Here is a 23,882-nt window from a genome sequence, read left to right on the forward strand (position 1 = left end):
GCGCTCTCGGGTGCGTCGTGGCGTGTCAGGAACGGGCCTGCAGGGCCGCGGCCTCGCGGGCCCGGGCGACGGCCTCCGACTCCTTCGGCATGCCGAGGCCCGCCGCCTTCATCGCTCCGCCGACGACGCCGCCGAGCACGACGACACCCATGCCGGCCCAGAAACCGGTCTGGTTGGCGGCCACCATGAAGACTCCGGCGATGCAGAAGCCGATGAAGGAGATGATGACACCGGTCCAGGCGGCCGGGGTGTGTCCGTGGGCGCTGCCCGCCATGAGTTGCTCCTCGTTGCAGTTGCTCGATGGTGAGGTCTCGCGTGCGCGGACACTCTGCGCTCATTGTCCCGCACGTGGGCGCGCGGGGATGAATCGGGGGTGCCGGGACGATCACGCGTCGCGGTCAGGGTCCCCGTCACGCTCCGCGGGTGGGGTCCTCGCCGCGGTCCAGGGCCTTCCACAGGTCCTCGGGCCGGTCCGGGTCGGTCGTGGGGGCCTTGCGCCCGGCGCGGGGGGCTCCGGAGCGCTCGTAGCGGCCGCCCATCGCGGGCCAGCTCTTGCCGAAGCGCAGCGCGAAGAGGCCGGCGAGCAGGATGAGGACGGCGCCGGCCGCGGTCACGTACGGCCAGACGGTGTGGGTGAGGCCGGCCACGGCGGCGGCGGTGTCGCCGCTGATCCGGGCGGCCTCGGCGTTCAGCGCGGCGCTGTCGGACGCCCCGAGGACGGCGGCGAGCGCGGCGCCCGCGCCGCTGAGCGCGAGGAGCGCGGCGACGAGGGTGCGGCCGGTGCGGCGGACGGCGAAGACGGCGAAGAGCGCGGCGAGGCCGACGATCGCGAGGGCGGTCGGCACGCCGGTCACACTGCCGCCGTCGGCCTCGACGGGGACGGTGCCGCCCCCGACGGACGCGGTGCCCTCCGCCCAGATCTGGCCGGCGGAGAGCAGGACGACGGTGGCGCCGAGGGCGCCGAGGAGGAGGGCCGCGGCCAGGCTGCGGCGGCCGCCGGTGGGGACGGCCGCGCGGGCGGCCCGGGGCTGGGGTACGGGTACGGCACTCACGTACCCCACTATCCCCTACGGGCTCAGCCGCCGTTCATCCGGTTGGCGGTGTGGACGGCGCGGAGGACGGCCGCGGCCTTGTTCCGGCACTCGTTGTCCTCGGCGACGGGGTCGGAGTCGGCGACGACACCCGCTCCGGCCTGCACATACGCGGTCCCGTCGCGGAGCAGGGCGGTACGGATGGCGATGGCCGTGTCCGCGTCCCCGGCGAAATCGAGATAACCGACACATCCGCCGTACAGGCCGCGCCGGGAGGGTTCGAGCTCCTCGATGATCTGCATGGCGCGGGGCTTGGGCGCGCCGGAGAGCGTGCCGGCCGGGAAGCAGGCGGTGAGGACGTCGAAGGCGGACCGTCCCTCGGCGACCTTGCCGGTCACGGTGGAGACGATGTGCATGACGTGCGAGTAGCGCTCGACGGACATGAAGTCGACGACCTCGACGGAGCCGGGGGCGCAGACCCGGCCGAGGTCGTTGCGGCCGAGGTCGACGAGCATGAGGTGCTCGGCGCGTTCCTTGGGGTCGGCGAGGAGTTCCTCGGCGAGGTCGTGGTCCTCCTGCGGGGTGGCGCCGCGGTGCCGGGTGCCGGCGATGGGGTGGAGCATCGCGTGCCCGTCCTCGACCTTGACGAGGGCCTCGGGGCTGGAGCCGACGACGTCGAAGCCGTTCTCGAAGCGGAACAGGTACATGTACGGGGAGGGGTTGGTGGCCCGCAGGACCCGGTAGACGTCGAGCGCGGAGGCCGTGCAGGGGGTCTCGAACCGCTGCGAGGGCACGACCTGGAAGGCCTCGCCGGCCCGGATGCGCTCCTTGACGTCCTCGACGGCCTCCTGGTAGGCCGTCCCGCCCCAGAGCGCGGAGAACTCCGGCAGCTCGGAGGCCGGAAGGGCGGTGGGGGCGGTGGCGACGGGGCGGGCCAGATCGGCCTCCATCGCGTCGAGGCGGGCGACGGCGTGCGCGTACGCCTCCTCGACGCCGGTCTCCAGGTCGTTGTGGTTGATCGCGTTGGCGATCAGCAGGACCGAGCCGTCCCAGTGGTCGAGGACCGCGAGGTCGCTGGTGAGGAGCATGGTCAGCTCGGGGAGCCGCAGGTCGTCGCGGCCGTGCTCGCCGATGCGCTCCAGGCGGCGGACGATGTCGTAGCCGAGGTAGCCGACCATGCCGCCGGTGAACGGGGGCATCCCCGACGCGAGGTCGCGCGGGGTGTGGAGGGTCTCGATGGTGGCGCGCAGGGCCTGGAGCGGGTCGCCGTCGACGGGGACGCCGACGGGCGGGGTGCCCAGCCAGTGGGCCTCGCCGTCCTGGACGGTGAGGGTGGCGTCGCTGCGGACTCCGATGAACGAGTAGCGCGACCAGCTGCGGCCGTTCTCCGCGGATTCGAGGAGGAAGGTGCCGGGCCGTTCGGCGGCGAGCTTGCGGTAGAGCCCGACCGGGGTGTCGCCGTCCGCGAGGAGCCTGCGGCTGACGGGGATGACGCGGCGGTCGGCCGCCAGCTTGCGGAAGGTGTCGAGATCCATGGCGCCAGACCCTACTCGGATGCGAGGAGCACGTCGGCGTCGAAGCAGGTGCGGGCGCCTGTGTGGCAGGCGGCCCCGACCTGGTCGACCTTGACGAGGACGGTGTCGGCGTCGCAGTCGAGGGCGACGGACTTGACGTGCTGGACGTGCCCGGAGGTGTCGCCCTTGACCCAGTACTCCTGGCGGCTGCGGGACCAGTAGGTGCAGCGGCCGGTGGTGAGGGTGCGGTGCAGGGCCTCGTCGTCCATCCAGCCGAGCATCAGCACCTCGCCGGTGTCGTACTGCTGGGCGATGGCGGGGACGAGCCCGTCGGGGCTGCGCTTCAGCCGGGCGGAGAGGGCCGGGTCGAGATTGCTGCTCATGGCGCCATTGTGCCGCGCCCTTGGGTGGTGTCCGGCGGAGCGTCCACTGGGCGGACCGGCGGCGACGGTCGTACGCTGGCGGGCATGTCGACCCATGCCACACGTGAACGCCTTCTGCTCGCGGACCTGTTGGAAGCGGCTGGTCCGGACGCCCCGACGCTCTGCGAGGGGTGGCGGACCCGGGACCTCGCCGCCCATGTGGTGGTGCGGGAGCGGCGCCCGGACGCGGCGGCCGGTTCGCTCGTACCGGCGCTGAAGGACCGGCAGGACCGGGTGCAGGCGGAGTTCGCCGACAAGCCGTACGAGGAGCTGGTCCAGCTCATCCGTACGGGTCCCCCTCGCTTCTCGCCGTTCACCATCAAGCAGGTGGACGAGGGGGCGAACGTCGTCGAGTTCTACGTCCACGCCGAGGACGTGCGGCGTGCCCAGCCCGACTGGTCGTCGCGCGAGCTCGACCCGGTCTTCGCGGACGCCCTCTGGTCCCGGCTGGAGCGCACCGCCCGTCTCCTCAGCCGCAAGGTCCCGGTGGGCCTGGTGCTGCGCCGCCCGAACGGACAGACGGTGGTGGCCCGCCGCGGCACCCCGGTGGTGACGGCCTCCGGGGAGCCGGGCGAGCTGACGATGTACCTGTACGGGCGCCGCGACGTGGCCAAGGTCGACCTGGACGGCGAGCCGGAGGCGCTCGAACGGCTGCGGGAGGCGAAGCAGCTGGGGCTCTGACGCACCTGGCGCCGCGGGGGGCCCGAACGGTTCAGCGGGGCAGTTCGGCGTGGCGGAGGCTCGTGACCGAGAGGCCGTAGAGCCCGCCCAGGGCGCAGACGGCGGCGCTGGCGGTGAAGACCGGCGCGGGGCCCCACAGTCCGACGGCCGCGCCGGTCAGCGGGAAGCTCAGCGGTGCGACGCCGAGGCTGAAGAAGGTGGACACCGAGGTGACCCGGCCCAGGTAGGCGGGGTCGCACGCGGTCTGGGTGAGCGCTCCGCACAGGGCGCCGCTGAGGCCGGCGAGCAGTCCGACGGTGACCGCCGCGGCCACGGCCGTCGGCAGCGCCGGTACGTACGCGAGGACGGCGATCGACCCCGCGCCGAGGGCGATGGTCCAGGAGAGGACCCGGCCGGCCCGGGGGACGCGGCCCCGGACGGTCAGGAGCAGGGACGCGGCCCCCGCTCCCGTACCGAGGCCGGCGAGGATCCAGCCGATTCCGGCGGCGCCCCAGCCGCGCTGCTCGCAGAGGAGCGCGAGGCCGACGTTGAGGGGGCCGACGAAGCCCAGGTCGCTCAGGGCGACGACGATCATCAGCGGGCCGAGGACGCGGTGGCGGCGGATGTGGCGCAGGCCGTCGGTGAGGTCGCGCAGGGCGGTGGTCCTCTCCCGCGCGCCCTCGTCGGAGGGGAGCGGGGCGATGCGGAGGGCCAGGAGCAGGGGCAGCGAGAAGGCGAAGAGCAGCCCGGCGGCGCCGAAGGCGGCGGCCGGGCCGCCGAGGGCGACCGCGAGCCCGCCGAGCGGGGCGCCGGCGAGGACGGAGACCCGGTAGGCGAGGCCCCGCATCCCCTGGACCCTGGCGAGCTGTCCGGAGGTGGTGATCCGTGGCGGCAGGGCCCCGACGGCCGGCATGAACAGGGCGTCGACGGCGCCGAAGACGAGCGCGACGGCGGCGAGGACCCAGAGTCCGGGGGTGGAGAGCGCGAGCAGCGCGGCGAGTCCGAGGACGACGACGCAGCGGACGGCGTCGGAGGATATGACGATGAGCCGGGGCCCGAAACGGTCGGCGACCACTCCCCCGACGAGCATCAGCAGGGCGCGCGTCACGGCGCTGAGGGCGAGGACGAGCCCGGCCTGGGCGGGGGTGCCTCCCTGCACGGCGGCCCAGGAGAGGGCCAGGTGGTAGACCATGTCGCCGGTGGCGGACGCGGTGTACGCGCCGAGCCAGCGCAGGACGCCGGGGTCACGGTGGGCGGGGCGCTCCACGGTGGTGAGGGCGGCGGCGGTCATGAGCGGTACGGGAACGCGTGGACGTGGACGGCGACGTTCTCGCGTCCCTCGGTGTCGCCGGCCGCTTCGGCGGCGCGGGCGGCCTGGTCGTACTTCCTGAGGACGGCTTCGAGTTCCTCGCCGAGTGCGGCGAGTTCGGCGGCGGTGAGGCGGGGCAGCCATTCGGAGCTGACGGAGGCGGCCCGCCACTCGCCGCTCCAGGTGAGCCGCTCTTCGAGGAAGCGGCTGTGCAGTTCGGCGCGCTGTTCGTCGACCGTGCGGCCGAGGGCGGTGCCGGCGGCGAGCAGCTCGGGGGCGTCGCGGAGGTCCTCGTCCTGGACGCTGAAGCCGTACGAGCTGGGCTGCCACCAGCGCTCGCGGCCGTCCGCCGACTGGGGCTCTGCCTCTTCGACGAGGCCGTGCTCGGCGAGTTTGCGCAGGTGGTAGCTGACGAGGGAGACGGCTTCGCCGACCTGCTCGGCGAGCTGGGAGGCGGTGGCGGTGCGGGCCACGAAGAGGGCGCGGTAGAGGCGCATCCGCAGCGGGTGCGAGAGGGCCTTGAGGGTGCCGAGATCGGTGATCCGGCGGGTCTCCGGCGAGGTCATGACAGCGACCCTAGATACGAAAGAAAAGTTGTACAACATGAATTGCACAAATATTCCTGCACGTCTGGCCAAAAGGAAGAGGGCCCCCGAAGGGGCCCTCGGCACGCACACGCGTCAGCGGACCGGGTGGCCCGCCTCCCGCAGCGCGTCCTTGACCTGCGAGATCCGCAGATCACCGAAGTGGAAGACGGAGGCCGCGAGCACCGCGTCCGCGCCCGCCGCCACGGCCGGCGGGAAGTCGGCGAGCTTCCCGGCGCCGCCGGAGGCGATCACCGGGACCGTGACGTGCTTGCGCACGGCCGCGATCATCTCGGTGTCGTAGCCGTCCTTCGTCCCGTCCGCGTCCATCGAGTTGAGCAGGATCTCCCCCGCGCCGAGCTCGGCGGCCCGGTGCGCCCACTCGACGGCGTCGATGCCGGTGCCCTTGCGGCCGCCGTGCGTCGTCACCTCGAAGGAGCCCGAGGCGGTGCGCCGGGCGTCGACCGACAGGACGAGCACCTGGCGGCCGAAGCGCTCCGCGATCTCCTGGATCAGCTCGGGGCGCGCGATGGCGGCGGTGTTGACGCCCACCTTGTCGGCGCCCGCACGCAGCAGCTTGTCGACGTCCTCGGCCGCGCGGACACCGCCGCCGACCGTGAGCGGGATGAAGACCTGCTCGGCGGTGCGGCGCACCACGTCGTAGGTGGTCTCGCGGTTGCCGGAGGAGGCGGTGATGTCGAGGAAGGTCAGCTCGTCGGCGCCCTCGGCGTCGTACAGCTTGGCCATCTCGACGGGGTCGCCCGCGTCCCGCAGGTTCTGGAAGTTGACGCCCTTCACGACCCGGCCGTTGTCGACGTCCAGGCAGGGGATCACCCGTACGGCGAGGCTCATGCCGCGTCCCCCCGGAAGGCCTCGACCTCGACCTCGACCACCAGACTCGGGTCGACGAACCCGGAGACGATGATCATCGAGGCGGCGGGGCGGACGGCGTCGAACAGCTCCTTGTGCGCGCGGCCGACCTCGTCCACGTCCCGGGCGTGCGTGATGTACATCCGGGTCCGTACGACGTGCTCCGGGCCCAGGCCCAGCTGCTTCAGCGCGGCGAAGGCCACGTTGAAGGAGTTGATGGCCTGCTCGTACGGGCCGCCGCCGGCGATCTGGCCGCCGACCACCGACGTGCAGCCGGAGACCAGGACCAGGCCGTTCGGCAGCTCCACCGCGCGGGAGTAGCCGAACTGGTCCTCCCAGGGAGCGCCGGTCACCACCTTGCGGACCTCGGAGGTCACGGCTTCACCGCCGCGAGCGCCTCTTCCAGGGTGAAGGCCTTGGCGTACAGCGCCTTGCCGACGATCGCGCCCTCGACGCCCAGCGGGACCAGGCCGGACAGGGCCCGCAGGTCCTCCAGGGAGGAGACGCCGCCGGAGGCGACGACGGGCTTGTCGGTGGCCGCGCAGACGTTCTTCAGGAGCTCCAGGTTGGGGCCCTGGAGGGTGCCGTCCTTGGCGATGTCGGTGACGACGTACCGGGAGCAGCCCTCGGAGTCGAGACGGGCGAGCGTCTCGTAGAGGTCGCCGCCGTCGCGGGTCCAGCCCCGGCCGCGCAGGGTCGTGCCGCGCACGTCGAGACCGACGGCGATCTTGTCGCCGTACTCGGCGATGACCTTGGCGACCCACTCGGGGGTCTCCAGGGCGGCGGTGCCGAGGTTGACGCGGGTGCAGCCGGTGGCGAGGGCGGCGGCGAGGGAGGCGTCGTCGCGGATGCCTCCGGAGAGCTCGACCTTGATGTCCATGGCCCTGGCGACCTCGGCGATCAGCTCCCGGTTGTCACCGGTGCCGAAGGCGGCGTCGAGGTCGACCAGGTGCAGCCACTCGGCGCCGGAGCTCTGCCAGGCGAGGGCCGCCTCCAGGGGCGAGCCGTAGGAGGTCTCGGTGCCGGACTCGCCGTGCACGAGGCGGACGGCCTGGCCGTCGCGGACGTCGACGGCGGGGAGCAGTTCGAGCACGCTTGTGGGCGACACAGTCACAGGGTTCCGATCCAGTTGGTGAGGAGCTGGGCGCCGGCGTCGCCGGACTTCTCGGGGTGGAACTGGGTCGCCCACAGGGCGCCGTTCTCGACGGCCGCGACGAAGGGCTCGCCGTGGGTGGCCCAGGTGACCTTGGGGGCGCGGATGTTGGGGTTTCCGACCTCCAGGCTCCACTCGCGCACACCGTAGGAGTGCACGAAGTAGAACCGGTCGTCGGCGCCGAGACCCGCGAACATCTCGGTGTCCTCGGGCGCGTCGACCGTGTTCCATCCCATGTGGGGGACGACGGGGGCGTTCAGGGGCTCGACCGTACCGGGCCACTCGTCGAGGCCCTCGCTCTCCACTCCGTGCTCGATGCCGTGCGCGAAGAGGATCTGCATGCCGACGCAGATGCCCATGACCGGGCGGCCGCCGGAGAGCCTGCGGCCGACGATCCAGTCGCCGCGGGCCTCCTTGAGCCCGCGCATGCAGGCGGAGAAGGCGCCCACGCCGGGGACGAGGAGCCCGTCGGCGTTCATGGCCTTCTCGTAGTCACGGGTGATCTCGACGTCGGCGCCCACGCGGGCGAGCGCGCGCTCGGCGGAGCGGACGTTGCCGAAGCCGTAGTCGAAGACGACGACCTTCTTCGGGGAGGTGCTCATCGTCACGCCCACACGTCCAGTCGGAGCACGCCGGCGGCGAGGCACATCGCCGCGGCGACGGAGAGCAGCACGATGACGCCCTTGGGCATCTGCTGCTTGGCGAAGGAGTAGATGCCGCCGAGCAGGAAGAGCCCGACGACGATGAGGATGGTGGAGAGGCCGTTCACGACTAGAGGGCGCCCTTCGTGGACGGGAGGATGCCGGCGGCACGCGGGTCGCGCTCGGAGGCGTAGCGGAGGGCGCGGGCGAGGGCCTTGAACTGGCACTCCACGATGTGGTGGGCGTTGCGCCCGTACGGGACGTGGATGTGCAGCGCGATCTGGGCCTGGGCGACGAAGGACTCGAAGATGTGCCGGGTCATCGTCGTGTCGTACGAGCCGATCATCGGCGCCATGTTCTCGGGCTCCTCGTGCACGAGGTACGGGCGGCCGGAGAGGTCGACGGTGACCTGGGCGAGCGACTCGTCCAGGGGGACCGTGCAGTTGCCGAAGCGGTAGATGCCGACCTTGTCGCCGAGGGCCTGCTTGAAGGCGGCGCCGAGGGCGAGGGCGGTGTCCTCGATCGTGTGGTGCGAGTCGATGTGGAGGTCGCCGTCGGTCTTGACGGTCAGGTCGAACAGACCGTGCCGCCCGAGCTGGTCGAGCATGTGGTCGTAGAAGCCGACCCCGGTCGACACGTCGACCTTTCCGGTGCCGTCGAGGTCGATCTCGACGACGACGGAGGTCTCCTTGGTGGTGCGCTCAACACGGCCTACGCGGCTCATCGCTGCTGCTCCTTCATCAATTCACGAACCGCGTCGAGGAACGCGTCGTTCTCTTCGGGGGTGCCGGCGGTGACCCGCAGCCGGCCCGGTACGCCGTTGTCCCGGACCAGGACGCCCCGGTCGAGGATCCGCTGCCAGGCCGCGTGCGTGTCGGGGAACTTCCCGAACTGCACGAAGTTGGCGTCCGAGTCGGTGACCTCGTAGCCGATGGCGCGCAGCTCGGTGACGAGCCGGTCGCGCTCGGCCTTGAGCTGCTCGACGTACCCGAGGAGGGTGTCGGTGTGTTCGAGGGCGGCGAGCGCGGTCGCCTGGGTCACGGCGGAGAGGTGGTACGGCAGCCGGACCAGCTGGACGGCGTCGACCACGGCGGGGTGGGCGGCGAGGTAGCCGAGGCGCAGCCCGGCGGCGCCGAAGGCCTTGGACATGGTCCGGGAGACCACCAGGTTCGGGCGGCCCTCGATGAGGGGCAGCAGCGAGTCGCGGTGGCTGAACTCCACGTACGCCTCGTCGACGACCACCAGCGAGGGCCGGGCCGCCTGGGCCGCCTCGTACAGGGCGAGGACGGTGTCGGCGGCGACCGCGGTACCGGTGGGGTTGTTGGGCGAGGTGATGAAGACGACGTCGGGCCGGTGCTCGGCGATCGCCTTCTCGGCCGCCGCCACGTCCAGGCGGAAGTCCTCGTCGCGCGGGCCGGAGATCCAGCCGGTGCCGGTGCCGCGGGCGATCAGGGCGTGCATCGAGTACGAGGGCTCGAAGCCGATCGCGGTGCGGCCGGGGCCGCCGAAGGTCTGGAGCAGCTGCTGGAGGACCTCGTTGGAGCCGTTGGCCGCCCACACGTTCTCGACGGCGACCGGGTGCTTGCCGGTACGGGTCAGGTAGCGGGCGAGTTCGGTGCGGAGCTCGATCGCGTCCCGGTCGGGGTAGCGGTTGAGGCCGCGGGCGGCCTCGGCGACCCGCTCCGCGATCCGGGCCACCAGGGGCTCGGGCAGCGGGTAGGGGTTCTCGTTGGTGTTCAGCTGGACGGGGACGTCGAGCTGGGGCGCGCCGTACGGGGACTTGCCGCGCAGCTCGTCCCGGACGGGGAGGTCGTCGATGCGGATCTCGGTCACTTGCTCTCCGGCACCTTCCACCCGAACCGGGCCTTGATCGCCGCGCCGTGGGCCGGGAGGTCCTCGGCCTCGGCGAGGGTCACCACGTGGTGGGCGACGTCGGCGAGCGCGTCGCGCGTGTAGTCCACGATGTGCACGCCACGCAGGAAGGACTGCACGGAGAGGCCCGAGGAGTGGCAGGCGCAGCCGCCGGTGGGCAGGACGTGGTTGGAGCCGGCGCAGTAGTCGCCGAGCGAGACGGGGGCCCAGGGGCCGACGAAGACCGCGCCCGCGTTGCGGACCCGGTCGGCGACGGCGGCGGCGTCGCGGGTCTGGATCTCCAGGTGCTCGGCGCCGTACGCGTCGACGACGGTGAGGCCGTCGGCGAGGTCGCGGACGAGGACGATCGCGGACTGGCGGCCGGCCAGGGCCGGGACGATCCGGTCGTCGACGTGCTTGGAGGCGGCGACCTGGGTCTTCAGCTCGGCCTCGGTGGCCTCGGCCAGCTCCTCGGAGTCGGTGACGAGGACGGAGGCGGCCATCGGGTCGTGCTCGGCCTGGCTGATCAGGTCGGCGGCGACGTGGACGGGGTCGGCGGTGGAGTCCGCGAGGATCGCGATCTCGGTGGGGCCGGCCTCGGCGTCGATGCCGATGCGGCCCTTGAGGAGGCGCTTGGCGGCGGCGACGTAGATGTTGCCCGGGCCGGTGACCAGGTTGACCGGGGCGCAGCCTTCCGGGCCCTCGGTGCCGTACGCGAACATGGCGATCGCCTGGGCGCCGCCGGCCGCGTAGACCTCGTCCACGCCGAGCAGGGCGCAGGCGGCGAGGATCGTGGGGTGCGGGAGTCCGCCGAACTCCTTCTGCGGCGGCGAGGCGAGGGCGACGCCCTCGACGCCGGCCTCCTGGGCCGGGACGACGTTCATCACGACGGAGGACGGGTAGACCGCGCGGCCGCCCGGCACGTACAGGCCGACGCGCTCGACCGGGATCCACTTCTCGGTGACCGTGCCGCCGGGGACGACCTGGGTGGTGTGGGTGGTGCGGCGCTGCTCGCGGTGGACGAGGCGGGCGCGCCGGATGGACTCCTCGAGGGCGGCGCGGACGGCCGGGTCGAGCTCGTCGAGGGCGCGGGTGATCGCCTCGGCGGGGACGCGCAGGCCCGGGACGCGGACGCCGTCGAACCGCTCCCCGTAGTCGATCACCGCGGCCGCGCCATGATGCCGGACGTCCTCGCAGATCGGCCGCACCTTCTCCAGGGCGGCTTCCACGTCGAACTCGGCACGGGGCAGCAGGTCGCGCAGGGCGGAACCCTCGGGGAGGGCCTCGCCGCGCAGATCGATTCGAGAGATCACGGGTCAATTCTCTCAGACGCCCCACAGCGTCGGACGCCCGTATCACTGGCTGATACACGTCTCACTGGCGTCTTGTCGCCACTCCTGACCGTTAGCGTTCAGCCCGTCACACAGCGGGAAGAACGGCTGTACGAATCCACGAACGCCGCCGAGCGGAGTCGCGGAATCGTGGGAGCGGATCGTGGAAAGCGAGGGGGGCGGCAGTGACCGAGCCGCACGAGGACGGGACGCCGGACGGTCTCACGGGCCCGGAGCGGGCCGTGTGGCGGGCGTTCCGCGTCGGCAGGACGTGCGATCTGAGGGAGGGGATCGCGGAGCTGGACGACCCTTTCGGGGGACGGGAGTGGGGACCGGAGCGGAGCGTCCGCGCCGACGTGGTGGCGCTGCTGCTGCTCGCGGGGCCGGAGGCCAGGTCGGGGCGGGTGGCCGCGCTGAAGCTGCGCGGGGTCAGGATCACGGGCGTGCTGAACCTGGCGGGCGGGACGATAGGGCCGTACGTCGAGCTGCACGGCTGCCGGTTCGACGACGAGGTGGTGCTGCCCGAGGCCCGGTTCGGCACGCTGCGGATGGTGGAGTGCGCGCTGCCGCGCCTGGAGGCCGCGCGGCTGCACACCGAGGGTGATCTGCACCTGCCGCGCTGCCGGGTGGCACGGGGCATCCGGCTCACCGACGCGCAGATCGGCACGGACCTGCTCGTCAACCAGATCCAGGTGTGGCCGGACCGACGGGGGCGGGCCATCACCGCGGACGGCCTGGTGGTCGCCCAGGACCTCCAGGCCGAGCTGATCGAGACGCACGGCGAGCTGAGCCTGCGCGGGGCGAAGATCGGCGTCTCGCTCAGCCTGCGGGGCAGCGTGCTGCGCGGCGCCCAGGGCCGCCGCGCGCTGAACGCGCCGCAGCTGACGGTGGAGCGCTCGCTCTATCTGAACGCGGCCTGGGTCTACGAGGACGCGGGCTTCACCGGCAGCACCACGGCCACCCCGCCGTACGGCGTGTCGCCCGCCCAGGACGCCCGGCGCAAGCCGGTGGAGTTCCACGGCGGGGTGAGGCTCGACGACGGCCGGTTCGGTGACGCGGTGGACCTGCACCACGCCCGGTTCCTGCTGGACGGGTCCCGCCGGGAGGAGGTCTCGCTGCGCCGGATAGTCACCCCGGAGCTGAGGTTCAACGGCGAGCGCCCCGAGGAGGGCCGGGTCGTCCTCAACGGTGCCAAGGTCGTCACCCTGATCGACCTGTCGACCAGCTGGCCGGGACCGGGCGGGCTCGCGATGGGCGGTTTCGTCTACGAGAACCTCGTGCCGTACGGGCACTTCCCGCTGGCCCGGCGCCTGGAGTGGGTGGCGGCGGCGACCCCGGAGTACGCCCCCGAGCCGTACGAGCGGCTCGCGACGGTCCTGCGCGGCAGCGGGGAGGACGCCGACGCCCGCGAGGTGCTGCTCGCCAAGCAGCGGCGCAGACGCGAGACCCTGCCCCTCGCCGGCAAGCTCTGGGGGTACCTCCAGGACTGGACCGTGGCGTACGGCTACCGGCCGGGGCGGGCCGCGCTGTGGATGGCGGTCCTGTGGGCCGCGGGCACGGTGGCCTTCTCCCACTACCGCCCGATACCGCTGAAGCCGGACGAGGCCCCCGCGTGGAACGGCACGCTGTACGCCCTGGACCTGCTGATCCCGGTGATCAACCTGGGCCAGGACGGCTACTGGCGGCTGGAGGGCATGTGGCAGTGGGCGGCGGCGGTGCTGATCCTGCTGGGCTGGATCCTGGCGACGACGGTGGCGGCGGGCGCGACCCGGCTCCTGAGCAGGGGCTGAGGCGGCGGAGGTTTGGTGTACGGCGTGTGAGACGTGCTGCGGCGGCCGGAGGAGCCGGGAGACAATACGTCGCACCATGTCCTCCTTGCTCCGTGTCCTGATCGGCGCCGTCCGCACGACCCGGCACGCCCCTCGGCTCGCCGCCGGGTTCGTCCCGGACGACGACGTGCTGCTCGACGCCCCGGACGAGCGGCTCGCCCCCGCCCTGGTCGCCGCCGCCCTGGCCGATCCGGAGCCCGCCGCGAAACTGCTCGCCACCACCCGGGACGCCGGCGAGTGGGAGGACCGCGACCGGTACGTCACCCGGCTCGCCACCTTCGCGTACAGCAGGGGCGACTGGCTGACCCACTGGATCTCCGTCGCGCCCGGCGACCCCGACGCCCTGCTCGTCACGGCGCAGCTCGCCGTCCGCAGGGCCTGGGAATCCCCCGCGCGCGCCGAGCGGCTGCGCGAGCTCGGCCCGCTGATCTCCGCGGTCGCCGAGACGGCTCCGCGCGATCCGGTGCCGTGGCGGCTCGCCCTGGACCACGCGCGCGGGGCGCACGCCGGGCACACCGTCTTCGAGTCGCTCTGGGAGCAGGCCGTGCGCCGCTCCCCCCATCACTACGGCTGCCATGTCGCGGCGCTCAAGTACCTCTCCGCGCAGTGGTACGGCTCGCACCGCGCCGCGTTCGACTTCGCCGAGCAGGCGGCCGACGACGCCGAACCGGACTCTCTCGTGCGGGCGCTGCCGGTCCGCGCCGCCTACGACCGCCTCCGGGTGCCGCCGCGCCGGGACCCGTCCGTGCCGGAGCCGCGGATCGACCGGGCGGCGGACCGCGCCCTGGCCCTGTCGGCGACCTTCCCGCCGGGCGACCCGTGGCCGGCGGAGGTCCGCAACCTGCTCGCGTACGTGCTGGTGGAGCGCGCGCGCTGGGAGGAGGCGCGGCAGGAGTTCGGCCGGATCGGGGCCCACGCGACCTCGTTCCCGTGGGGGGTCGCGCCGGGCGCGGGGCGGGGTGCCGTACGGGAGGATCCTCTGCGCCGGTTCCTCACCGCGCGGGACCGGGTCCGCGGGGAGCTGGCCCGCCGGACGCCCCTGTGGGACCCCGGACGTGGACAGACCGGACGGGGCGGGCCCGTCGGCCATTAGGCTGACCGCTGTGACCACCGCTCGCCTGCCTCTCTTCCCGCTCAACGCGGTGCTGTTCCCGGGCCTCGTGCTGCCGCTGAACGTCTTCGAGGAGCGTTATCGCGCCATGATGCGCGAGCTGCTCACGATCGACGACGCCGAACCGCGCCGCTTCGCCGTCGTCGCCATCCGCGACGGCCGCGAGGTCGCGCCGACTCTTCCCGGCCTGCCGGACCAGACGGCGCTGCCGGAGAAGGGCCCGGCGGCGGGCTTCGGCTCCGACCCCGTCCAGGCCTTCCACCGGGTCGGCTGCGTGGCCGACGCGGCGTCGATCCGGGAGCGCTCGGACGGCAGCTTCGAGGTGATGGCCACGGGGACGACCCGGGTGAAGCTGCTGTCCGTCGACGCGAGCGGTCCGTTCCTGGTCGCCGAGGTCGAGGAGATCCCGGAGGAGCAGGGCGAGGAGGCCGGCACCCTCTCCGAGGGGGTGCTGCGGGCCTTCCGGAGCTACCAGAAGCGCCTGGCGGGGGCACGGGAGCGTTCGCTCACGACGAGCGAGCTGCCGGACGACCCCTCGGTGGTGTCGTACCTGGTCGCGGCGGCGGCGGTGCTCGACACCCCGTCGAAGCAGCGGCTGCTCCAGGCGCCGGACACCGCGACCCGGCTGCGTGAGGAGCTGACGCTGCTGCGCGCGGAGACGGCCGTGCTGCGGCATCTGCCGTCGCTGCCGGCGGTGGACCTGACGCAGGGCCCGACGTACCCGAACTGACCGGCCCCCGTCCGGCGGGCCGAGCCGAGGAAGAGCGAGCGCGTGGCGAAGAAGCAGAAGAAGAACAACGGGGGCACCCCGGCGACGGTGGCCCTGACGGCGGCGGGCACCCCGTTCACCCTGCACGCGTACGAGCACGACCCTGCCTCCCCCTCGTACGGCGAGGAGGCGGCGGAGGCCCTCGGGGTGTCCCCGGGCCGCGTCTTCAAGACGCTGGTGGCGGACGTCGACGGCGAGCTGACGGTCGCGGTGGTCCCGGTGGCGGGCCAGCTCGACCTGAAGGCGCTGGCCTCGGCGGTCGGCGGCAAGCGGGCGTCGATGGCGGACCCGGCGGCGGCGGAGCGCACCACGGGTTACGTCCGGGGCGGCATCTCCCCGCTCGGCCAGCGCAAGCGGCTCCGTACCGTCCTCGACGCCTCGGCCTCGGACCACGCGACCATCTGCGTCTCGGCGGGCCGCCGGGGCCTGGAGGTGGAGCTGTCCCCGGCGGACCTGGCCGCCCTCACCTCGGCGGTCGTGGCTCCGATCGGCCGCGCCTGACGGTCGTGCGGGCGGGACCGGCTCCTGGCCGCGCGTGGCCGGACGCGCCCGACGGTCCGGGTCGGCCCTGGTTCAGTACGCCTTCGGCCGGTCCCACGGCTCCGGTTCCGGGTCGCGCGGCCCGAACAGGGCCGTGAGCGCCAGGTGCACGATCATCGCGGCGAGCGGCCAGGCCAGCATCGCGGCGGCCGCCAGGTTCAGTTCGAGCGGCGCCTCGAAGGCGATACCGGGGCCGACCTCCTTCGCGTGGGCGACCACGTCCCGCGTCGGACCGAAGTACGTCCCGAGGCCCCAGGCGAGCAGCGAGCCGAGCACGCCGCCGAGCGCGAGACCGAGCACCAGCGGGACACCGCCCTTGCGGCGCAGCAGGAAGACGACGAGCGCGGCGACCGCGCCGAAGGCCAGCGCGAGGAGCACGAACGTCCCGTCCGTGCCGATCGCCGACTCCCCCTCCGAGTTGCGGAGGTAGACCCCCTTGCCGTCCGAGATGAGCAGGACGCGCGGGGCCAGGTTCAGCCACAGCACTCCGAGCAGCGCCCCCGCGACCGCCGAGACGAGGGTCACCAGAACGCCCTGCACGACCTCGGCCGCCGTGATGGGGTCCCCGTCCGGGCCGAGCGTCGGCGGGGGCGGCGGCGGCCAGTCGGGGTCGTGCGGCGGCGGCTGGTGAGGCGGAGTCAGAGGTGCGGTCACCCCGCCATCGTGCCAGGTGCGCCCGTGTCCCGCCTCAGCGGACGGCGGCCCGCCGGTACGCCCAGGTGGCGACCGCGAGCGACACCACGCCGACGACCCCGCACACGGCGAGGTCGAGGGCGACGGCCGCCCAGTCGGGGCGCGGCTCGAAGGTGCGGGCCAGGGCCTCCACGCCGTACGTCGACGGAAGCAGGTCCCGTGCCCAGCCGACGGGCTCCGGGAGCCGCTCGGCCGGCAGGACGCCGAGGAGCAGGGCGGCCGACATGCCGAGCTGACCGAGGAGGGTGGCCAGCTCCTGCCGGGGCGCGAGGAGTCCGAGGGCGGCTCCGAGCCCGGCGAGCGCCGCCCCGGCGAGCGGGACGACGGCGGCGAGGATCCACAGGTGGCCGAGCGGCAGCCCGAAGAGCACGGAGCCGGCGACGGCGGTGACGGCGGTGCCGGGCACGGTGAAGGAGGCGTACGCCCCGGCGGCGCCGAGCACGACGGCGGCGGGCGGGACGGGCAGGGTGGCGTAGTGGTCGAGGCCGCCGCTGGCCCGCAGCTGCCCGAAGTACTGGGCGAGCAGGTTGAGCGCGACGAAGGCGACGACGAGGACGGTGGAGCCGGCCACGACGGCGCGCGCCTCGGAGCCGCCGTCGACGACCCCGCGCATCAGGACCATGATCCCGATGGACTGGAAGGTGGCGACGAAGAGCAGCGGGATCCGGGCGACCCGGGCGCGGGAGAGCTGCGCGCGGTAGACGGCGGCCAGGGACGGCAGCAGCCGGGCGCGCGGGGCGAGGGGCGCCGCGGCGTCCTCGCCGTCGCGGGCCCGGGCGGGAAGCGCGCCGGTCGGCAGGGCCTCGGCGGGCACGGTGCTCACTGCGTACAGCTCCTGACGGTCACGTACGGAACGCGGTGGCCACGGGGGGCGTGGGGCACGAGGGGGCGCCCGGCGGCGTGCGTGGCACGGCGGGCGCCGGGGGCCGCGGCCGGGCCCGCGAAGGAGGTCGCGGCCGGGCCCGCGAAGGGGGTCGCGGCCGGGCCCGCGAAGGGGGTCGCGGCCGGGCCCGCGAAGGAGGTCGCGGCCGGGCCCGCGAAGGAGGTCGCGGCCGGGCGCGCGAAGGGGGTCGCGGCCGGGCGCCGGAAGAGGGTCGCGGCCCGGCGCGAGAAGACGGTCGCGGTCGGGCCCACGAGGCGGCGGGTCACGCCTTCACCAGTCCTTCCGTCGCGCCGCCCAGCGCCAGGTAGACGTCCTCCAGGCTGGGTGTGGCCAGGGTGAAGTCGTCGAGGGCGGCGAAGGCGGCCCCGCCGGTGACGGTGGCGACGGCCGCGCGGGCCGCGTCGGGGGCGAGCCGGAGGATCCAGCGCCGCCCGGTCTCCTGCGCGAGCCCGCGCAGGGCTGTCACCTCGGGCAGGTGGAGGGGGGCGGACTCGCGCCAGACGAGCTCGACGCGGACCTCGCCCGCGACACGCTCCTTGAGCCCGGCCGGGGTGTCGCAGGCGATGACCTTGCCGCGTTCGAGGACGGCGACCCGGTCGAGCACGGTCTCGGCCTCGATGACGTTGTGGGTGACGAGCAGGACGGTGGTGCCGTGTTCGGCGCGCCGCCGGTCGACGGCCGCCCAGACGGCGCGGCGGGCGACGGGGTCCATGCCGGTGGTGGGCTCGTCGAGGACGAGGACGGGGCGGCGGCCGACGAGCGCGGTGGCGAAGCAGGCGAGCCGTCGCTGTCCGCCGGACAGCTTCCTGAGGGGCCGGGAGGCGAGCTCCCCGAGTCCGAGCTCCGCGAGGACGGCGTCGCGCTCGGCGCGCGCGTCGCGGGCGGTGAGGCCGCGCAGCCGTCCGGTGGTCTCGGCGGCGAGGGCGACGGTCAGCTCGTCGAGGGCGGTGGATTCCTGCCCGAGGTAGGCGAGGAGGCGGGCGGCCCGCTCGGGGTGGCGGACCAGGTCGTGGCCGAGGAGCTCGACGGTGCCGGAGTCGGGGCGCATGAGGCCGGTGAGCTGGCGGACGAGGGTGGACTTGCCGGCTCCGTTGGGGCCGAGCAGGCCGAAGATCTCGCCGCCGCGCACGTCGAGGCTGATCCCGTCGGTGGCCCGCACCTCGGGTGTCGCGGGCGCACCGCGCCTGCCGCGCGTGGCGGGGTACGTCTTGACCAGATCCCGCACCGCGCACACCGTACTCACGGGGGAAGAGCCTACGGGGTCGCCGGGCCGGCCCCGGGCGCGGGGGCGTGTTCGGTGGCGGCCCGGACGTCGATCTCGCGCCAGAACCCCGCCCGGATCGCGTACCGGTCGTGCTCGTCGATCTGGTCGTCCTTGTGGGCCAGCAGGCCGAACCGGGCCGCGTACCGGAGGAGTTCGCCGTCGATGCGGTGCGGGATGCGGGGATAGAGGGTGGACAGCTTCTGGACGTGGCTCTGCTCGGGGAGCCGTTCCATCCATCGGCGGGCGAACACCTGCCCGACCTCGAAGGGGTCGCCGCCGACGATGGTGATGTCCTCCTCGCGGTCCGCCCAGCGCTGCTCGGCGCTGGTGAGGGTGGCGAGGGTGGGCAGGGACGCGGTCTCGGCCGGTTCGCCGAGCGTGGGGGCGGGGCGCTCGACCCAGCCCCGGTCGGAGGACCAGCGGAGCGCGCTCGCGCCCTGCGAGGCGGCAGCGCCGGCGGGGGTGGCGCCGGGGGCGCGCAGGGCCGCGAGGTCCTTGGGGGTGGGGACCCCCTTGCCCGCGGGCGGGGCGGCCGAGGCGGCCGGTCCGTGGCCGTGGCCGTCCTCCCGGACGTGGCCGTCGCGGTCGCCGTCGCCGTGCGCGTGACCGTTTCCGTGCGTGTGTCCGTTGCCGTGGTGGACGTGACCGTTGCCGTGGGCGGCGGGGCTCTCCCCGGCGGCCGTCGCCTCGGCGGCCCGTCCCGCGGAGGCGGCGAGGGCGGCCTCCGGGAGCGGCGCGGAGAGGATGGCGGCGATCTCGGGGCGCGGGGCGGGCGGGGGCGCGCAGATGCCGGTGAGGTCCTTGGCGCGGACGGCCCGGGTGATCCAGGCCCGGTCGAGGACCCGGCGTTCGTCGGCCTCCGCGACCAGGTCCTCGGACTGGTTGTAGTCGCCGTCGGCGGCCTGGACGGCCCAGAGGTGGACGGCGACGCCGTGCTCCTTGGCGGACATCAGACCGGGCAGCAGGTCGCCGTCGCCGGTGACGAGCACGATGTCGGAGCAGGCCCTGTTCCTGGCGAGCTCGGTCAGCTCGGTGTGCATGGCCGCGTCGACGCCCTTCTGGGCCCAGCGTCCGTCGCTCCGGGTCAGGGCACCCAGCCGGACGGTGACCCGGGGCATCACCCGCAGTCTGCGGTGCTCGGGCTGGGGCACCCGGTCGGGTGCGCCGTCGAACCAGTAGATCCGCAGGAGGGGCAGCGCGGTCTCGGCCTCGGCGCGCTGGCGCAGCTGCTGGATGAGCCCGGCGTGGTCGACGGTGATCCGGGAGCGGGCCGGTTCCCCGGCGAGGAGACTGGCGGCGGCGCCCAGCAGATAGCCGGCGTCCACCAGGACGACGCAGCGGTCCACGTGTTCCACCCTCTTTCGGGAACCTCGGGATCGGAGTTGCTTCGGATTTCCTTCGAGTCTGCCCGAAGGCCGGGGGCTCAACGGTCGGAACTGGATCATCGGCGTGGCGGATGTCACGTTCCCGGCACCCTTACGCTCCGTAATGATCCAACATGCGACGGTTCACTCGGTATGTGAGTCTGACAGCGGCCCTGGCACCTAGGACCTTTTGAGGAGGCATCCCATGGCCAAGAACCGCAATCAGAACCGCGATCAGAAGCAGCCGTCGCAGGCCGAGCGTGGCACCCAGCAGGCGAAGCAGTCGGCGATGGAGTCCCAGGCCGACCAGCGCGCGAGCCAGGTCACGCCCGGTGACATGGCGCGCAAGGGCCGTCAGAAGCGCTTCGGCCACAACTGACGCACCTCCGCGTGGCCGACGCGACACAACGGCGAAGGGGCGCGCCCGTGACGACGGGCGCGCCCCTAGCGCATGCGGGGAGGGATCCGGCGGCTACCCCGCCAGGCAGGACGGGCCGAGCAGGACCTTCAGGTCGCCGAAGAGCGCCGGGTCGGGCTGCACCCGGTGCCGGTCGAGGCGGAGCACGGTCGTCTTCCGGGGGCCCTGGAGCTTGATCCGTACCTCGGTGTTGCCCTTGTGGTGGCCGAGGATCTCGCCGAGCCGGGTGACCATGGGCGGGGTCACCTTGACGGTGGGGATGGTGAGGATCACGGGCGCGTTGGTCCCGGCGTTCGACAGGTCGGGGACCATCAGCTCCATCGCGACGAGACGGGGCACGTCCTCGCGCTTGTCGAGCCGCCCCTTGACGAAGACGACGGTGTCCTCGACGAGCTGGGTGGAGACCAGCTGGTACGTGGCCGGGAAGAACATGCACTCGATGGAGCCGGCCAGGTCCTCGACGGTGGCGATCGCCCAGGCGTTGCCCTGCTTGGTCATCTTCCGCTGGAGGCCGGAGATGATGCCGCCGATGGTGACGACCGCGCCGTCGGAGTGCTCGCCGCCGGTGAGCTGGGAGATCGCCGCGTCCGTCTTGTCGGACAGGACGTGCTCGATGCCGAAGAGCGGGTGGTCGGAGACGTACAGGCCGAGCATCTCGCGCTCCTGGGCGAGCAGGTAAGACTTCTCCCACTCGACGTCGGAGAACTCGACGTCCAGGCCGAAGCCGGGCTCGTCGGTCGCCTCGTCGCCCATGCCGCCGAAGAGGTCGAACTGTCCCTCGGCCTCCTTGCGCTTGACCGCCACCACGTTGTCGATCATCGGTTCGTGATGGGCGACCAGGCCCTTGCGGGTGTGGCCCATCTCGTCGAAGGCGCCGGCCTTGATCAGCGACTCGATGGTGCGCTTGTTGCAGACGACGGCCTCGACCTTGTCGAGGAAGTCCGGGAAGGAGGAGTACTTCCCCTTCGCCTTGCGCGTCTTGATGATCGACTCGACGACGTTGGTGCCGACGTTGCGGACGGCGGACAGGCCGAAGAGGATCACGTCGTCGCCCTGGGCGGCGAAGTTCGACTCGGACTCGTTCACATTGGGCGGCAGCACCTTGATGCCCATGCGGCGGCACTCGTTGAGGTAGACCGCGGACTTGTCCTTGTCGTCCTTGACGGAGGTGAGCAGTCCCGCCATGTACTCGGCGGGGTGGTTGGCCTTGAGGTAGGCCGTCCAGTAGGAGACCAGGCCGTACGCGGCCGAGTGGGCCTTGTTGAAGGCGTAGCCGGCGAAGGGGACCAGGACGTCCCAGAGCGCCTTGATGGCCTCGTCGCTGAAGCCCTTCTTCTTGGCGCCGGCCTCGAAGATGACGAAGTTCTTCGCCAGTTCCTCGGGCTTCTTCTTGCCCATCACGCGGCGGAGGATGTCGGCCTCGCCGAGCGAGTAGCCGGCGATGATCTGGGCGGCCTTCTGCACCTGCTCCTGGTACACGATCAGGCCGTAGGTGACCGCGAGCACCTCTTCGAGCGGCTTCTCCAGCTCGGGGTGGATCGGGGTGATCTCCTGCTGGCCGTTCTTGCGCAGGGCGTAGTTCGTGTGCGAGTTCATGCCCATCGGGCCCGGCCGGTACAGGGCGGACACGGCGGAGATGTCTTCGAAGTTGTCGGGCTTCATCAGCCGCAGCAGCGAGCGCATGGGCCCGCCGTCGAACTGGAAGACGCCGAGGGTGTCACCGCGCTGGAGCAGTTCGAAGGTCTTCGGGTCGTCGAGCGGCAGGGCGAGCAGGTCGAGGTCGATGCCCTTGTTGGCCTTCACCATCTTGACGGCGTCGTCCATGATGGTGAGGTTGCGCAGGCCCAGGAAGTCCATCTTGAGCAGGCCGAGCGACTCGCACTGGGGGTAGTCCCACTGCGTGATGGTGACGCCGTCGGTGTGCCGCACCCAGATCGGCGCGTGGTCGACGATCGGCTCGCTGGACATGATCACGCCGGCCGCGTGGACGCCCATCTGGCGGACCAGGCCCTCGACGCCCCGGGCGGTGTCGATGACCTTCTTGACGTCCGGCTCGTTCTCGTACATCGCGCGGATCTCGCCGGCCTCGCTGTAGCGCGGGTGCGAGGGGTCGGTGATGCCGTTGAGGTCGATGCCCTTGCCGAGGACGTCGGCGGGCATGGCCTTGGTGAGCCGGTCGCCCATGGCGTACGGGTAGCCGAGGACGCGCGCGGAGTCCTTGATGGCGTTCTTCGCCTTGATCTTGCCGTAGGTGCCGATCATGGCGACCTTGTCGGAGCCGTACTTCTCCGTCACGTACCGGATCACCTCGACGCGCCGGCGCTCGTCGAAGTCGATGTCGACATCGGGCATCGAGATGCGCTCGGGGTTGAGGAAGCGCTCGAAGATCAGACCGTGCGGGATGGGGTCGAGGTCGGTGATGCCCATGGCGTACGCGACGATCGAACCGGCCGCGGAGCCTCGGCCGGGGCCGACGGCGATGCCCTGCTTCTTCGCCCACATGATGAAGTCGGCGACGACGAGGAAGTAGCCGGGGAAGCCCATCGAGATGATCGTGTCCATCTCGTACTCGACCTGCCTCATGCGGTCCTCGGGGATCCCGTCCGGGAACCGCCGGTGCATGCCCCGCATGGTCTCCTCGCGGAACCAGGTGACCTCGGTGTACCCCTCCGGGATGTCGAACTTCGGCATGAGGTTCTTCTCGACGAACATGCCCTCGGTGCTGACCTGCTCGGCGACCAGGAGGGTGTTGCGGCAGCCCTCCTGCCAGGCGTCCGAGGAGTCCACGGCGTACATCTCGTCCGTGGACTTCAGGTAGTAGCCGGTGCCGTCGAACTTGAACCGGTCCGGGTCGGAGAGGTTCTTGCCGGTCTGGATGCAGAGCAGGGCGTCGTGCGCGCCGGCCTCGTGCGCGTACGTGTAGTGCGAGTCGTTGGTGACCAGCGGCGGGATGCCGAGCTTCTTGCCGATCTCCAGGAGCCCGTCGCGGACCCGGCGCTCGATCTCGATGCCGTGGTCCATCAGCTCCAGGAAGTACCGCTCCTTGCCGAAGATGTCCTGGTACTCGGAGGCCGACTTGAGGGCCTCGTCGAACTGGCCGAGGCGGAGCCTGGTCTGGAGCTCGCCCGAGGGGCAGCCGGTGGAGGCGATGAGCCCCTCCGACCACTTCGAGATGGTCTCCTTGTCCATCCGGGGCCACTTCTGCAGCCAGCCCTCGGCGTACGCGTCGGACGACAGCTTGAAGAGGTTGTGCAGTCCGGTGGCGTTCGCCGCCCAGATCGTCTTGTGGGTGTAGCCACCGGAGCCGGAGACGTCGTCCCGCTTCTGGTGCGGCTGGCCCCACTGGATCTTCCGCTTGTTGCGCCGGGACTCGGGCGCCACGTACGCCTCGATGCCGATGATCGGCGTGACCCCGGCCTTCTTCGCCGAGTGGAAGAAGTCGTACGCCCCGTGCAGGTTGCCGTGGTCGGACATGGCGATATGGGTCATGCCCATCTCGTTGCACGCGTTGAACATGTCCTTGAGCCGCGCGGCACCGTCCAGCAGCGAGTACTGGGTGTGGACGTGGAGGTGCGTGAAGGGCGGCTTGGTCACGGCGAGAGGTCTCCGTAGCGGTCACAGGGGTGGCTGGGGGGACCGTGGAAG

Annotated in this window: 26 protein-coding genes; 6 read left to right on the forward strand and 20 right to left on the reverse strand. The window is 72.7% G+C overall.

Going from position 1 to position 23,882, the window contains the following annotated elements; translation table 11 throughout:
* Positions 1–25: 25 nt before the first annotated feature.
* From AMK29_RS01170 to hisI, 4 genes are all read right to left on the reverse strand, one after another.
* Complete coding sequence (locus AMK29_RS01170) at positions 26–274, reverse strand: HGxxPAAW family protein (RefSeq protein WP_073806710.1); 249 nt, start codon at positions 272–274, stop codon at positions 26–28.
* A 136-nt stretch (positions 275–410) separates the two neighbouring features.
* A complete protein-coding gene (locus tag AMK29_RS01175) occupies positions 411–1,061 on the reverse strand; it encodes a TIGR02234 family membrane protein (protein ID WP_073806711.1) in 651 nt (216 codons plus the stop codon).
* Positions 1,062–1,075: 14 nt separating this feature from the next.
* Complete coding sequence (locus AMK29_RS01180; RefSeq protein WP_073806712.1) at positions 1,076–2,566, reverse strand: anthranilate synthase component I; 1,491 nt, start codon at positions 2,564–2,566, stop codon at positions 1,076–1,078.
* 11 nt (positions 2,567–2,577) lie between these two features.
* Entirely contained in the window at positions 2,578–2,928 is a 351-nt protein-coding gene (gene hisI, locus AMK29_RS01185) for a phosphoribosyl-AMP cyclohydrolase (protein WP_073806713.1), read from the reverse strand.
* 84 nt (positions 2,929–3,012) lie between these two features.
* Here hisI and AMK29_RS01190 point away from each other — a divergent pair, with 84 nt between their 5' ends.
* The gene (locus tag AMK29_RS01190) at positions 3,013–3,648 is read left to right on the forward strand and encodes a TIGR03085 family metal-binding protein (protein WP_073806714.1); all 636 of its coding nucleotides are present in this window, start codon (positions 3,013–3,015) and stop codon (positions 3,646–3,648) included.
* 31 nt (positions 3,649–3,679) lie between these two features.
* Here AMK29_RS01190 and AMK29_RS01195 read toward each other — a convergent pair whose 3' ends face one another.
* From AMK29_RS01195 to hisD, 10 genes are all read right to left on the reverse strand, one after another.
* A complete protein-coding gene (locus AMK29_RS01195; RefSeq protein WP_073806715.1) occupies positions 3,680–4,918 on the reverse strand; it encodes an MFS transporter in 1,239 nt (412 codons plus the stop codon).
* Positions 4,915–5,502 carry a helix-turn-helix domain-containing protein gene (locus tag AMK29_RS01200; RefSeq protein ID WP_073806716.1) on the reverse strand — a complete coding sequence of 196 codons (588 nt, stop codon included), beginning with the start codon at positions 5,500–5,502 and terminating at the stop codon, positions 4,915–4,917. Before AMK29_RS01200 ends, AMK29_RS01195 begins: the two co-directional genes overlap by 4 nt.
* A 114-nt stretch (positions 5,503–5,616) precedes the next feature.
* A complete protein-coding gene (gene hisF / locus AMK29_RS01205) occupies positions 5,617–6,372 on the reverse strand; it encodes an imidazole glycerol phosphate synthase subunit HisF (RefSeq protein WP_073806717.1) in 756 nt (251 codons plus the stop codon).
* Positions 6,369–6,767 carry a RidA family protein gene (locus AMK29_RS01210; RefSeq protein ID WP_073806718.1) on the reverse strand — a complete coding sequence of 133 codons (399 nt, stop codon included), beginning with the start codon at positions 6,765–6,767 and terminating at the stop codon, positions 6,369–6,371. Before AMK29_RS01210 ends, hisF begins: the two co-directional genes overlap by 4 nt.
* Entirely contained in the window at positions 6,764–7,498 is a 735-nt protein-coding gene (gene priA, locus AMK29_RS01215) for a bifunctional 1-(5-phosphoribosyl)-5-((5-phosphoribosylamino)methylideneamino)imidazole-4-carboxamide isomerase/phosphoribosylanthranilate isomerase PriA (RefSeq protein WP_073806719.1), read from the reverse strand. The genes AMK29_RS01210 and priA overlap by 4 nt, the downstream gene beginning before the upstream one ends.
* A 2-nt stretch (positions 7,499–7,500) precedes the next feature.
* On the reverse strand, positions 7,501–8,145 hold the full coding sequence (hisH, locus tag AMK29_RS01220; RefSeq protein WP_073808139.1) for an imidazole glycerol phosphate synthase subunit HisH: 645 nt from the start codon (positions 8,143–8,145) through the stop codon (positions 7,501–7,503).
* A 2-nt stretch (positions 8,146–8,147) separates the two neighbouring features.
* On the reverse strand, positions 8,148–8,312 hold the full coding sequence (locus tag AMK29_RS36620; RefSeq protein WP_198942163.1) for a hypothetical protein: 165 nt from the start codon (positions 8,310–8,312) through the stop codon (positions 8,148–8,150).
* 2 nt (positions 8,313–8,314) lie between these two features.
* A complete protein-coding gene (hisB, locus tag AMK29_RS01225) occupies positions 8,315–8,908 on the reverse strand; it encodes an imidazoleglycerol-phosphate dehydratase HisB (protein ID WP_073806720.1) in 594 nt (197 codons plus the stop codon).
* Complete coding sequence (locus AMK29_RS01230) at positions 8,905–10,017, reverse strand: histidinol-phosphate transaminase (RefSeq protein ID WP_073806721.1); 1,113 nt, start codon at positions 10,015–10,017, stop codon at positions 8,905–8,907. Before AMK29_RS01230 ends, hisB begins: the two co-directional genes overlap by 4 nt.
* Entirely contained in the window at positions 10,014–11,348 is a 1,335-nt protein-coding gene (gene hisD, locus AMK29_RS01235; protein ID WP_073806722.1) for a histidinol dehydrogenase, read from the reverse strand. The genes AMK29_RS01230 and hisD overlap by 4 nt, the downstream gene beginning before the upstream one ends.
* A gap of 203 nt (positions 11,349–11,551) precedes the next feature.
* Here hisD and AMK29_RS01240 point away from each other — a divergent pair, with 203 nt between their 5' ends.
* The 4 genes from AMK29_RS01240 to ybaK all read left to right on the forward strand — a co-directional run bounded on the left by AMK29_RS01240 (position 11,552) and on the right by ybaK (position 15,576).
* Positions 11,552–13,156 carry an oxidoreductase gene (locus AMK29_RS01240; protein ID WP_073806723.1) on the forward strand — a complete coding sequence of 535 codons (1,605 nt, stop codon included), beginning with the start codon at positions 11,552–11,554 and terminating at the stop codon, positions 13,154–13,156.
* Between the two features lie 76 nt (positions 13,157–13,232).
* Positions 13,233–14,288, forward strand: coding sequence for a hypothetical protein (locus tag AMK29_RS01245; RefSeq protein WP_073806724.1), 1,056 nt, complete (start codon positions 13,233–13,235; stop codon positions 14,286–14,288).
* Positions 14,289–14,298: 10 nt separating this feature from the next.
* Positions 14,299–15,036 (forward strand): LON peptidase substrate-binding domain-containing protein, encoded by a 738-nt coding sequence (locus AMK29_RS01250; RefSeq protein WP_073806725.1) that lies wholly within the window; start codon positions 14,299–14,301, stop codon positions 15,034–15,036.
* Positions 15,037–15,078: 42 nt separating this feature from the next.
* Entirely contained in the window at positions 15,079–15,576 is a 498-nt protein-coding gene (gene ybaK, locus AMK29_RS01255) for a Cys-tRNA(Pro) deacylase (RefSeq protein ID WP_073806726.1), read from the forward strand.
* 72 nt (positions 15,577–15,648) lie between these two features.
* Here ybaK and AMK29_RS01260 read toward each other — a convergent pair whose 3' ends face one another.
* From AMK29_RS01260 to AMK29_RS01280, 5 genes are read right to left on the reverse strand one after another with little or no spacing between them, the layout of a single operon-like run.
* Positions 15,649–16,269, reverse strand: coding sequence for a DUF2567 domain-containing protein (locus AMK29_RS01260; RefSeq protein ID WP_073806727.1), 621 nt, complete (start codon positions 16,267–16,269; stop codon positions 15,649–15,651).
* Positions 16,270–16,303: 34 nt separating this feature from the next.
* Positions 16,304–17,131 (reverse strand): ABC transporter permease, encoded by an 828-nt coding sequence (locus AMK29_RS01265; protein WP_079196710.1) that lies wholly within the window; start codon positions 17,129–17,131, stop codon positions 16,304–16,306.
* Complete coding sequence (locus tag AMK29_RS01270; RefSeq protein ID WP_073806728.1) at positions 17,128–17,457, reverse strand: hypothetical protein; 330 nt, start codon at positions 17,455–17,457, stop codon at positions 17,128–17,130. The genes AMK29_RS01265 and AMK29_RS01270 overlap by 4 nt, the downstream gene beginning before the upstream one ends.
* Complete coding sequence (locus AMK29_RS01275; RefSeq protein ID WP_198942177.1) at positions 17,454–18,425, reverse strand: ABC transporter ATP-binding protein; 972 nt, start codon at positions 18,423–18,425, stop codon at positions 17,454–17,456. The genes AMK29_RS01270 and AMK29_RS01275 overlap by 4 nt, the downstream gene beginning before the upstream one ends.
* Before the next feature lie 20 nt (positions 18,426–18,445).
* On the reverse strand, positions 18,446–19,810 hold the full coding sequence (locus tag AMK29_RS01280; protein ID WP_073806730.1) for an NYN domain-containing protein: 1,365 nt from the start codon (positions 19,808–19,810) through the stop codon (positions 18,446–18,448).
* Between the two features lie 214 nt (positions 19,811–20,024).
* Here AMK29_RS01280 and AMK29_RS36625 point away from each other — a divergent pair, with 214 nt between their 5' ends.
* On the forward strand, positions 20,025–20,198 hold the full coding sequence (locus tag AMK29_RS36625) for a hypothetical protein (RefSeq protein ID WP_198942164.1): 174 nt from the start codon (positions 20,025–20,027) through the stop codon (positions 20,196–20,198).
* Positions 20,199–20,291: 93 nt separating this feature from the next.
* On the opposite strand, the gene dnaE is transcribed toward AMK29_RS36625, so the two are convergent.
* Positions 20,292–23,831, reverse strand: coding sequence for a DNA polymerase III subunit alpha (gene dnaE, locus AMK29_RS01285; protein ID WP_073806731.1), 3,540 nt, complete (start codon positions 23,829–23,831; stop codon positions 20,292–20,294).
* Between the last annotated feature and the right edge of the window lie 51 nt (positions 23,832–23,882).

The sequence above is a fragment of the Streptomyces sp. CB02261 genome (assembly GCF_001905665.1).
GTDB lineage: Bacteria > Actinomycetota > Actinomycetes > Streptomycetales > Streptomycetaceae > Streptomyces.

Coding starts and splice junctions, on each gene's coding strand:
- hisH (WP_073808139.1), bottom strand. CDS start 8,145: ATGAGCACCTCCCCGAAGAAGGTCGTCGTCTTCGACTACGGCTTCGGC.
- hisF (WP_073806717.1), bottom strand. CDS start 6,372: ATGAGCCTCGCCGTACGGGTGATCCCCTGCCTGGACGTCGACAACGGC.
- AMK29_RS36625 (WP_198942164.1), top strand. CDS start 20,025: ATGGCCAAGAACCGCAATCAGAACCGCGATCAGAAGCAGCCGTCGCAG.
- AMK29_RS01180 (WP_073806712.1), bottom strand. CDS start 2,566: ATGGATCTCGACACCTTCCGCAAGCTGGCGGCCGACCGCCGCGTCATC.
- hisI (WP_073806713.1), bottom strand. CDS start 2,928: ATGAGCAGCAATCTCGACCCGGCCCTCTCCGCCCGGCTGAAGCGCAGC.
- hisB (WP_073806720.1), bottom strand. CDS start 8,908: ATGAGCCGCGTAGGCCGTGTTGAGCGCACCACCAAGGAGACCTCCGTC.
- AMK29_RS01170 (WP_073806710.1), bottom strand. CDS start 274: ATGGCGGGCAGCGCCCACGGACACACCCCGGCCGCCTGGACCGGTGTC.
- AMK29_RS01190 (WP_073806714.1), top strand. CDS start 3,013: ATGTCGACCCATGCCACACGTGAACGCCTTCTGCTCGCGGACCTGTTG.
- AMK29_RS01195 (WP_073806715.1), bottom strand. CDS start 4,918: ATGACCGCCGCCGCCCTCACCACCGTGGAGCGCCCCGCCCACCGTGAC.
- AMK29_RS01245 (WP_073806724.1), top strand. CDS start 13,233: ATGTCCTCCTTGCTCCGTGTCCTGATCGGCGCCGTCCGCACGACCCGG.
- AMK29_RS01200 (WP_073806716.1), bottom strand. CDS start 5,502: ATGACCTCGCCGGAGACCCGCCGGATCACCGATCTCGGCACCCTCAAG.